Origin of the sequence: Runella sp., assembly GCF_027484545.1 — a bacterium.
In the GTDB taxonomy this organism is placed as follows: Bacteria; Bacteroidota; Bacteroidia; order Cytophagales; family Spirosomataceae; genus Runella.
The window spans coordinates 42,474-52,228 of sequence record NZ_JAIXST010000338.1 but is presented as its reverse complement, the minus strand read 5'-3'; the positions used below and the strand labels follow the sequence as shown (position 1 = coordinate 52,228).

Here is a 9,755-nt window from a genome sequence, read left to right as displayed (position 1 = left end):
GTCAAAGGCCTTATGTGGATAACTTTGTAAAATCCGAACCAATAATTAAAAATGCCGCCTAAATATCCTTGCAAAAGAATTGATTTATTGTTTGGAATAACCATAACAATCCGTGCGGTTCTTTTAAATAAGGGTCGCTCTGAATCGTGTTTTGAATATCTTGACGGTTCGCCGCTGCGATTGACCTTTTTAATATCTTTATCAAGCGCTTGCATCGTACTTTGACAGGCTTTTTTTGCCTCGCTAAGGTCTTTTTTGGAAATAAAATCTTTACAATCTGTCAAGGGGGATTGCATCATTTTCCCAACTTTGATGAGCCTATTGCGAGGTGCTGTGAGTCTATCAAGTTTTTGGATGATATCGTGTTTTGGTACCCATAAACGCACCTCATCGCGGCCGCGTCGGCGCTCCGATTTTGTAGGCATAAGTAGCAATTCTTTGGGCATCAACTTTATCGTTCTTGCCCCGAACCATACCCAAGCTGTCTTTGATGTGAATGGGGTGCTCAAGCCGCAGCGGCGGACCGTCAAATCTTTGCCTGTTTTGAATGTAAAAAGTTCAAAAGATGATTGTTGTAAATACCTCGGGGCCGCCCGTGCGGTATGCTCCATGCAGTACAAGCTATTGGTAAAATTCGCATCAGGGCATTGAGTCTTTAATTGTTTGATAAATGTTTCAATCCCTTTTTTATCATTGCTTGATTGAAAATGAAACAGCAATTTGTTAGCGACAACAACGGCAAAATCAAGCGTAGCTTTTGAAATGTCAATACCAATAAAAAATGACCGCGGCGGCGGACCGCAATGTTTCCATAATTTTGAATGAGTTTATTTTTACTCAAGCCAGCAAGCTGTCGCACACTCAATACCTTGCTCATGGCGGGGCCGCCCGTGCGGTCTTGAACCCGAATTTCTATGGCTCGGGCCACCCCGCTGAGTACTGTGTTACAGTAAACCAACAGGGACTTAAATCGATCCATGAGTCTTGCTCAGCCGAAGGCGGTAAGGCAACCCTGTTGGTGCTGACTTACTCTCATTTTGAGAGTGTTCCAAGTTATGATTTTCTTGGAATTTTTACATCGCACAAATCTAAAGGCCGATGCGGAGGCTAAATTAGCCTTTGTCGAATATGACAATACGATTGATTTCTTTGCCAAACCACGTAATAATGCAAAGAAAAAATCGGTCAAAGAAATTCCTTTACAAGCCCAAAAGATGGCTAAAAAAAGACCCATTATTGAAACCGTAATCGGTATTCAAAAAAATGTAATGGAGCTTGAACACACAAGGCATCGAAAAGCTACTAATGCTTTTACGCATTCATTGGCAGCTATCTGTGCCTATTCTTTTTACCAAAGAAAACCCAAAGTTAAGATTACAGCACCATTGGAATTGAGGCAGTACTGCCCCCCAATGGCTGCGTAGGTATTGAAAAGTTCACGTTAAGTTAATTTTTTAAGATTTTTAAGGTAGTTTCTGCTTTTGATAAGCGGATTGGTTCCATCCAACCAAACCCAATCCGGTTTCAGGGATAGGGCAGGGGCAAGTGCCTCATATTCTAAAGTCACAATGGAGATATTGATGTTCGGAATATTGGAAATAAGCTGACATAACATACTGCGCAATAGCGGAATAGATTCAACAACCAATATCGTATTCATTTTTTTCGGTTTTAAGGGTTGTCACACGTTTTAACGTTGAAGTAAGCAGAGCAACAGTATGTTTTTTTGAAGATGGTTGTATACGAAACTTATCAAACGGTAAAAAATCTGAAGACTGTCAAAAACGGCTTTGTCCTTATTTAGAATATTTTTAAGATATTTGTACCCCGATTAGAACAGAAGGTTCCTGATTTTTGTTGAAAATATAGAATTAACCGCACACATAGCGATGAGCAAAGAGGTAGAATTATTAGAAGAAATTACCAACTCTGAATATAAGTACGGCTTCGTAACCGACATTGAGGCCGATGAAGCTGCACCGGGTGTGACCGAGGATACTGTCCGGTGGATTTCGGCAAAGAAAAATGAACCTGAATGGATGACGGAGTGGCGTTTGAAGGCTTTCCGTATGTGGCAGGGGATGACCGAACCAAAATGGCCAAACGTTCATTATCCACCGATTGATTACCAAGGCATTAAATACTATTCTGCTCCTAAACAGAAAATAGAAGTAGGTTCTTTGGATGAAATTGACCCCGAATTGCGCCGTACTTTTGAACGTTTGGGTATCTCATTGAACGAACAAAAAAGATTATCCGGAGTAGCCGTAGATGCTGTTATTGACTCAGTTTCGGTGACTACTACCTTTAAAACAGAACTTAAAAAACAGGGAATCATTTTTTGTGCCATCAGCGAAGCCATTCAGGAACACCCGGAATTGGTGAAAAAATACCTCGGTTCGGTAGTTCCTCCCAAAGACAATTTCTTTTCAGCACTCAATGCTGCCGTATTTTCCGACGGCTCGTTTTGTTATATTCCCAAAGGCGTACGTTGCCCAATGGAACTTTCGACTTATTTTCGTATCAATGCAGCCGGTACAGGGCAATTTGAGCGGACGCTTATTATTGCCGACGAAGGTTCGTACGTAAGTTATCTGGAAGGGTGTACGGCTCCAATGCGTGACGAAAATCAATTGCATGCAGCCGTAGTGGAAATCATAGCCCACGAACGCGCCGAAGTAAAATACAGCACCGTTCAAAACTGGTATCCAGGCGATAAAGACGGAAAAGGCGGGATTTATAACTTCGTTACTAAACGTGGTATCTGCGAAGGAGCCTATTCAAAAATCTCGTGGACACAGGTAGAAACCGGTTCGGCTATTACCTGGAAGTATCCTTCGGTGATTCTGAAAGGCGATCACTCCATCGGGGAATTTTATTCGGTGGCCGTTACCAACAATATGCAACAGGCTGATACAGGTACGAAAATGATTCACATTGGTAAAAACACCAAGAGTCGTATCGTATCAAAAGGTATTTCCGTAGGGAAAAGCCAGAACTCGTACCGTGGATTGGTGCAGGTATTCAAACGTGCCGAAAATGCCCGTAATTTCTCGCAATGCGATTCGCTATTGATTGGTGATACCTGCGGAGCACATACATTTCCTTATATTGAAGTAAACAACACAAGCGCAACGGTAGAACACGAAGCTACGACGTCAAAAATCGGAGAAGATCAATTGTTTTATTGTAATCAGCGCGGTATTCCGACCGAACAGGCGGTGGCATTGATTGTGAATGGCTACGTGAAAGAAGTCTTGAATCAATTGCCTATGGAGTTTGCAGTGGAAGCCCAAAAACTGCTTGAAATAAGCTTGGAAGGGTCGGTAGGGTAAAAAGAGGTTAGAAATAGTAATAACAGAGGGTGGTATGACTTTTTAAGCAAATAGTCGTACCACCTTTTTTTTGTTTAACATAGGATGAAAAAAGAAACTGCCGATACGGAGTTGACTCCCGAAAATTTCACGGGATTAAAAGTCGAAGCTCCTCAAGAAGTAGCTGTTGGACTGTCCGCAGTGATAAGCTCAGCTAAGCATGTGTTTGGGGCAATGAACGTGGGGCGTGGAATGAAAGCTTTGCTGAATCTCAATCAAAAAGATGGATTTGACTGCCCCAGTTGTGCATGGCCCGACCCCGACGATGAGCGTTCTGCCATTGCTGAATACTGCGAAAATGGCGCAAAAGCGGTAGCCGAAGAAGCAACCACCAAACGCCTGACAGCGGAGTTTTTTGCTCAACATTCCATTAAACAGTTGGGTGCTTGGAGTGATTATGAGTTGAGTCAGGAGGGGAGAATTGCCCAGCCCATGTATAAGCCCAAAGAGGCAACACACTATCAGCTAATTGAGTGGGAAGAAGCGTTTGGAAAAATAGCACAACATCTGAATCGACTAAATTCGCCCAATGAGGCGATATTTTATACCTCCGGTCGAACAAGTAATGAAGCGGCTTTTCTGTATCAGCTTTTTGTTCGGGAATACGGGACAAATAATCTTCCCGATTGCTCCAATATGTGCCATGAGTCGAGTGGCGTAGCACTCAATGAAACGCTCGGCATTGGAAAAGGATCGGTTAAATTAGAGGATTTATACATTGCTGACTTGATAATTATTGCAGGACAAAATCCGGGAACTAATCACCCTCGAATGCTGACGGCTTTGGAAAAAGCGAAGAAAAATGGTGCTAAGATTTTGTCAGTCAATCCATTGCATGAGACAGGTTTGGTGGCCTACAGCAATCCTCAAACTGCTTTAGGATTGTTGGGTGGAAAAACATCACTTTCTGATTTATTTCTTCAAGTACGCCTCAACGGGGATGTGCCTCTTTTTAAAGCAATTCTGAAATTGATGTACGATACGGAACAGCAACGGGGAGGAGTGTTTGATTGGGAATTTATTCGGGAAAAAACCGAAGGAGTTGAAGAACTTTTGGAAGATTTAAAAACCTGTGATGTTGCACAGCTTTCAAAAGATTGCGGATTAACCATTGATGAAATGAACGAAGCGGCAGAATTGGTGATTTCCTCTCAAAAAATCATTGTATGCTGGGCAATGGGGTTGACACAGCACAAAAATGCGGTAGACAATATTCGGGAAGTCGTCAATCTTTTGTTACTCAAAGGCTCCATTGGAAAGCCGGGCGCAGGAACTTGTCCCGTACGCGGACACAGCAATGTGCAGGGTGACCGTACGATGGGGATTTGGGAAGAACCGCCCAAAGCTTTTTTGGACAGCCTGAAAAAACAGTTTGGTTTTGAACCGCCCCGCCAACATGGCTACAATACCGTAGATGCTATTAAGGCGATGCATGAAGGGAAAGCAACGGTCTTTTTTGCGATGGGCGGAAATTTTCTGTCGGCTACGCCCGATACCGTTTATACCGCAAAAGCGCTGCGAAATTGCAGTTTGACGGCACATGTTTCTACTAAGCTCAACCGAAGTCATTTGGTGACGGGACAAGAAGCCTTGATTTTGCCTTGTTTGGGACGTACGGATAAAGATATTCAAAACGGGAAAGTACAGTTTGTCAGTGTTGAAAATTCGATGGGGGTGGTTCATCAATCGAAAGGAAAGCTGCAGCCCGTCTCGGACCAACTTTTGAGCGAACCCGACATTGTCAGACGATTGGCAAATGCCACGTTGGGCACAAAATCGAAAGTGAACTGGGATAAGCTACTTCTCAATTACGACCATATTCGCGAAGCGATTGAAAAAACGATCCCCGGGTTTGAACGTTACAACGAACGCGTCCGTATTCTTGGAGGATTTTATTTGCCGAACGGAGCGCGGGATGGAAATTTTAAAACTTCCATTGGAAAAGCGCGATTTAGTGTGAATCACTACGTTCCTTTTAAATTGTCGGATAAGGAATACCTGATGATGACCATACGAAGCCATGACCAATTCAATACCACGATTTATGGTCTCAGTGACCGTTATCGGGGCATCTATAACGAAAGACGTGTCGTATTGATGAATGAAAAAGACATTGAGAAGGCAGGATTAAAAGCAGGGACGGTGGTTGATTTGTACAACTTTTACGGTGGAGTTGAGCGGGAAGCACCGAGATTTATTGTAGTACCATATTCAATTCCAGAACGTTGTATTGCCACTTATTTTCCCGAAACAAATACCTTGGTTCCTATTGACAGTTTTGCCGATAGAAGCATGACTCCTACTTCTAAAACAGTGGTTGTGGAAATCAAAAAGTCGGTAAAAAAAGAGTAATAAGAATTCCGCCTGCCGTTGTAGCAAAAATTGTGCCATTTGATTTTCTTTCTTTAAGTTCGGTGCTTAAGTACGTTTTTAGTATACACTGTTACCGATTAAATCATTATTAACATTCCGATTGGCAACCAAAAAATTTCAAAACGGCTATTTTAAGGCTATTTTAAAACTTTTTGGTTTTTTTGCACGGTTCTTGCTAATTTGAATGTGGAGATACCTCCTCATTCAAAAATATATCCAAATGATTAAACGTGTAGCAAGAATTTTGTGTGTGCTTGCATGGGTTGCTACTGTCAAAACCTATGCGAAAAACAGTCCTGATTTACCCATTGTTGCCTCAACTCATACTGTTGTTTTAGCCGAAGATAATCAACGTTATTTATGTGTGGCATTGCTCAATACTACCGAGGGGGCAGAGCAAGGCCTGGGTGTGATTCGTGAAGCGGCTAAACAGGGTTGTAATGCTGCCATGATAACTGTCAGATGGGATGTTGTGCATGAAAAGACAAGCACTTCAGCCAATTGGCAACAATTTGACAATCAAATTCAACTCTGTAAAGAGTTAGGACTTAAAATCTTTCTTCGGATTCATTTGGCCCGCTGTTGTAATCGTTCGGAAGGGTTTTGGCCCGAAAGCGAAGCGGCAAAAGATCAGCAGGGGCGTACTTTAAAGGATATTTTCAGTATGTCCTATCAGCCTGCGGTCGACAAAGCGCTGGGTTTTGTAAAAGAGGTTTGTGAGCGCTATCAGCCCTATCAGCAGGAAGGTCGTATCTTATGTTTGGCGGCAACAACAACAACAACACAGGAAGCCGGCTATCACTATGAAGGTTACGAACCAGACGGAGGCTTGGGTTTTGGAAATTCTTATGTATCACTTTATGATATTGCTCCTTCCATGTTAACGGGCTTTAGAGATTGGCTTCAAACACGTTATGGTAATCTCAAAACTATTAATGATACGTGGAAATCAGACTACAGTAAAATAAAGGATATTCAGCCTGTCACTACCGATTACCCTCACCCCGAAAACAAAAGATGGTCAGATTGGTATATTTATCGGCATACGATGTTGAAGAATTTTTTGGATGGAGTAAGCCGTACTGCCAAAGGTGTTAATAGTGAATACAAAGTAGTTAACGATTTTGGCTCGGTACACGATGGGTTGAGTTTTCGTCGCGGTACGTTTGCTTTTAAAGATTTAGCCCGTACTACTGACGGCACAAAAATCAATGATTCTCAATTTTATAATCACTTTTTCAGCGCTGATGTATTGAGAGGAAGCATGGGAGCAGATAAGTGGATTATGAACGAAGCTTTTCGTGAACCGGGTATGTCGCAGTATGGAATGGAAGTAATGCTCAATCAACATTTTGAAGGAGGATGCAAATTGGTCAATATTGTGGCTAACAGCACTGGTGACATTGACTGGTTTGCACCGAGTATTAAATCGGTGCTGAATAATTGGCTCAAAAAGCCCATGACACCCGTCGTGACTGTGCAAAAAATGGTGGTAAAGCTCTCAGAATTAGTGCGGACAAGCGGGTATTATCTTCCAGGATATGTGAGTCGATGGGAAGAGAAGAAAGCGTCTGGCCCCGTGGAAATCAAATTGATTGAAGATCTTTTGGGAGAGCCCGAGGTGAACCAACCCCCCATTATCAAAAATCCACTTAAAGATTACAGTGTAACTTCTGGTATTGATGCTTTGTATCCGATTCCCGATAATACGTTTCAGGATCCGGATGGCACCATTGAGTTTTATGAAGTGACAGGGCTTCCTGTCGGATTATTCCTGGATAAAAATACCATCAAAGGAAATACCGCGTTAATAGGAAATTATGTGGTAACGGTGAAAGCAACAGATTTATACGATGCCTCAACGAGTACAACTTTTACGCTCAAGGTAGTTCCTCAAAAGGAAGCAGGGCTTTCATTGTATAAAGCGGGTAATTTTTTGAGCCGAACGCTCATTCGTGCTCTTAAAAATAAGGATACCTTGAATATCGATGCACTTGGCTTCGCCGTTAATTTTTTCGCCACACCCGATGCTTCAGCTAAAGCCGTAGCAATGAAACTTTCAGGAGCAATCACTCAAACAAGAACTGAAACGGATGCTCCCTTTGCTCTATACGGAGATGATGGCGGGACTACTCTCAAGGTGGGTAGTTATGAGTTGGTACTTGAATCGTATAATTCCACTACAATTACCGTCACCAATATGATTGGGCGAACGGTGTTTAATTTTGTAGTTGTTAAACAACGCATCAATCAGGCTCCAGTAGTTGTTAGCCAAATAGCTGACCAACAGACTACAACGAGCAGTTCATATAATTATCAGGTTCCGGCTAATACATTTCAGGATAAAGATGGACAAATCGCACGTTTGGTATTTACGGGACTCCCGGCGGGGATAAAAGCAAATGGTTGGCAAATGAACGGAACTCCTACCCAAGCAGGGGATTTTACAGTTACGGTTGAGGCATTTGATAATGAAAATGCGTCTGTTAAAACACAATTTGTGTTAAAAGTAACGGCTGTAAATCAAAGCCCTGTTGCTACATTGGTTATACCGGACCAAACGATTATTGTGCAACAAGCTTATGAGTACAATATTCCCGTTAGTCTTTTTAAGGACGTTGATGGGTATGTAGTACGTATTGTTGCTCAGAATACACCTTCAGGAATAAGCCTTTTAAATGGAAAACTTACGGGAAAAGCTACCGTAGCAGGAGATTATCGAATTCTCATAAGGGCTGTTGACAATGAAGGTGCTTGGGGAGAAACGCCCTTCCGGTTAGTGGTAAAAGAAACATTGGCAAATTTACCGCCGGTGGTTGATACTGCTATTCCCAATCAATTAGGAAAGGTTGGAGTATCGTTTACGTATACGCTGCCTACAACTATATTTCGTGACCCTGAAGGAAGTGCTGTCCGGACTGAAGTATTAAATTTGCCAACAGGATTAAACATTAACAACGGAGTGATTTTTGGGATACCAACTGTTGCAGGAGAATTTAAAGTGACGGTACGCGGGTATGATGCTGTAGGAGCATTTACAGATACTGCTTTTCTGATAACGATAAGTTTACCCAACAATAACGTTCCACCGGTTGTAGTAAACCCTATTGCAGATCAAAATGCCACTGTGGGTCAACCCTTCAGCTTAGAGATTCCAATCAGTACATTTCGAGATAGGGACGGTTCATTGTATGGAATTTTTGTCAGAAATCTGCCACCCGGACTGGTATTTCAGGGAGGAAAAGTAACGGGTACACCAACTATGGTCGGGAATTATACGGTTACGGTTAGAGCCGTTGATAATCAGGGAGCATCCGTAGAAGATTATTTTGTTATTAAAGTAATAAATCCATCAGCCATAGCTACTGATTTTGCCTTTAGTTTATTCAAGGCAGGTGGGTCGTCTTCCCGTGCTTTTGTACGGACTGTGCGAAATAATGATAAAATACCTGTATCGTCCATTCCAACGTTTATTAACATTTTCGTCGAGGCGAGTCCTGCGGTTAATCGTATTGAATTTACAATGACCGGTCCTACAGTTGCCAATTATACGGATAATGGCTCTCCTTTTGGGTTATTTGATGACAATGGAGGCTTTAGTTCTGTGCCGGGTATCTATACGTTGAAAGTAAAGGGAATTAGAAATAACCAATCGGCGGGAGAAAGTACGATTCAGTTTGAACTGGTGAGTACAAACAGCAACCGGATTGGAGAAATAGAGACGACGGAAACAGGAGTATGGCTGCCGTATCCCAATCCTTTTGCAACTACATTGAAAATTGCAATCCCGAATGAGTATACACCGGCATCTACTACGTTCTCAGTAGTTAACCTTTCGGGGCAGAGTATGGTGGTAAGAGACGTAAATTGGGAAAAGCAGCAGGCGGATTTGAACTTAGAAGCACTTCAATTGTCGAAAGGGATGTATCTGTTACAGGTTCAAAACCCTGATTTCCCAAATAAAGTAATTAAGATTCTGAAGACGGAATAAATAAAATAAGTAGGGTT

General features: G+C 42.2%; 6 protein-coding genes and 1 pseudogene. 5 read left to right on the top strand and 2 right to left on the bottom strand.

The window, feature by feature from the left end:
- Positions 1 to 719, bottom strand: a pseudogene (locus Q0081_RS30270) (hypothetical protein); the annotation flags it as partial.
- Between the two features lie 62 nt (positions 720 to 781).
- Between Q0081_RS30270 and Q0081_RS30265 the strand changes: the two are divergent.
- Complete coding sequence (locus Q0081_RS30265) at positions 782 to 1,111, top strand: hypothetical protein (protein ID WP_298362452.1); 330 nt, start codon at positions 782 to 784, stop codon at positions 1,109 to 1,111.
- The gene (locus tag Q0081_RS30260; protein WP_298362449.1) at positions 1,065 to 1,424 is read left to right on the top strand and encodes a transposase; all 360 of its coding nucleotides are present in this window, start codon (positions 1,065 to 1,067) and stop codon (positions 1,422 to 1,424) included. The genes Q0081_RS30265 and Q0081_RS30260 overlap by 47 nt, the downstream gene beginning before the upstream one ends.
- A gap of 17 nt (positions 1,425 to 1,441) precedes the next feature.
- Here Q0081_RS30260 and Q0081_RS30255 read toward each other — a convergent pair whose 3' ends face one another.
- The gene (locus Q0081_RS30255; RefSeq protein WP_298362445.1) at positions 1,442 to 1,660 is read right to left on the bottom strand and encodes a hypothetical protein; all 219 of its coding nucleotides are present in this window, start codon (positions 1,658 to 1,660) and stop codon (positions 1,442 to 1,444) included.
- A 229-nt stretch (positions 1,661 to 1,889) separates the two neighbouring features.
- On the opposite strand from Q0081_RS30255, the gene sufB reads away from it, so the two are divergent.
- The 3 genes from sufB to Q0081_RS30240 all read left to right on the top strand — a co-directional run bounded on the left by sufB (position 1,890) and on the right by Q0081_RS30240 (position 9,738).
- Positions 1,890 to 3,335, top strand: coding sequence for a Fe-S cluster assembly protein SufB (gene sufB, locus Q0081_RS30250; protein WP_298362442.1), 1,446 nt, complete (start codon positions 1,890 to 1,892; stop codon positions 3,333 to 3,335).
- Positions 3,336 to 3,419: 84 nt separating this feature from the next.
- Complete coding sequence (locus Q0081_RS30245; RefSeq protein ID WP_298362439.1) at positions 3,420 to 5,726, top strand: FdhF/YdeP family oxidoreductase; 2,307 nt, start codon at positions 3,420 to 3,422, stop codon at positions 5,724 to 5,726.
- A gap of 241 nt (positions 5,727 to 5,967) precedes the next feature.
- Complete coding sequence (locus Q0081_RS30240; protein WP_298362436.1) at positions 5,968 to 9,738, top strand: putative Ig domain-containing protein; 3,771 nt, start codon at positions 5,968 to 5,970, stop codon at positions 9,736 to 9,738.
- The last annotated feature ends 17 nt before the right edge of the window (positions 9,739 to 9,755 follow it).

Coding starts and splice junctions, on each gene's coding strand:
- Q0081_RS30265 (WP_298362452.1), top strand. CDS start 782: ATGACCGCGGCGGCGGACCGCAATGTTTCCATAATTTTGAATGAGTTT.
- Q0081_RS30255 (WP_298362445.1), bottom strand. CDS start 1,660: ATGAATACGATATTGGTTGTTGAATCTATTCCGCTATTGCGCAGTATG.
- sufB (WP_298362442.1), top strand. CDS start 1,890: ATGAGCAAAGAGGTAGAATTATTAGAAGAAATTACCAACTCTGAATAT.
- Q0081_RS30245 (WP_298362439.1), top strand. CDS start 3,420: ATGAAAAAAGAAACTGCCGATACGGAGTTGACTCCCGAAAATTTCACG.
- Q0081_RS30240 (WP_298362436.1), top strand. CDS start 5,968: ATGATTAAACGTGTAGCAAGAATTTTGTGTGTGCTTGCATGGGTTGCT.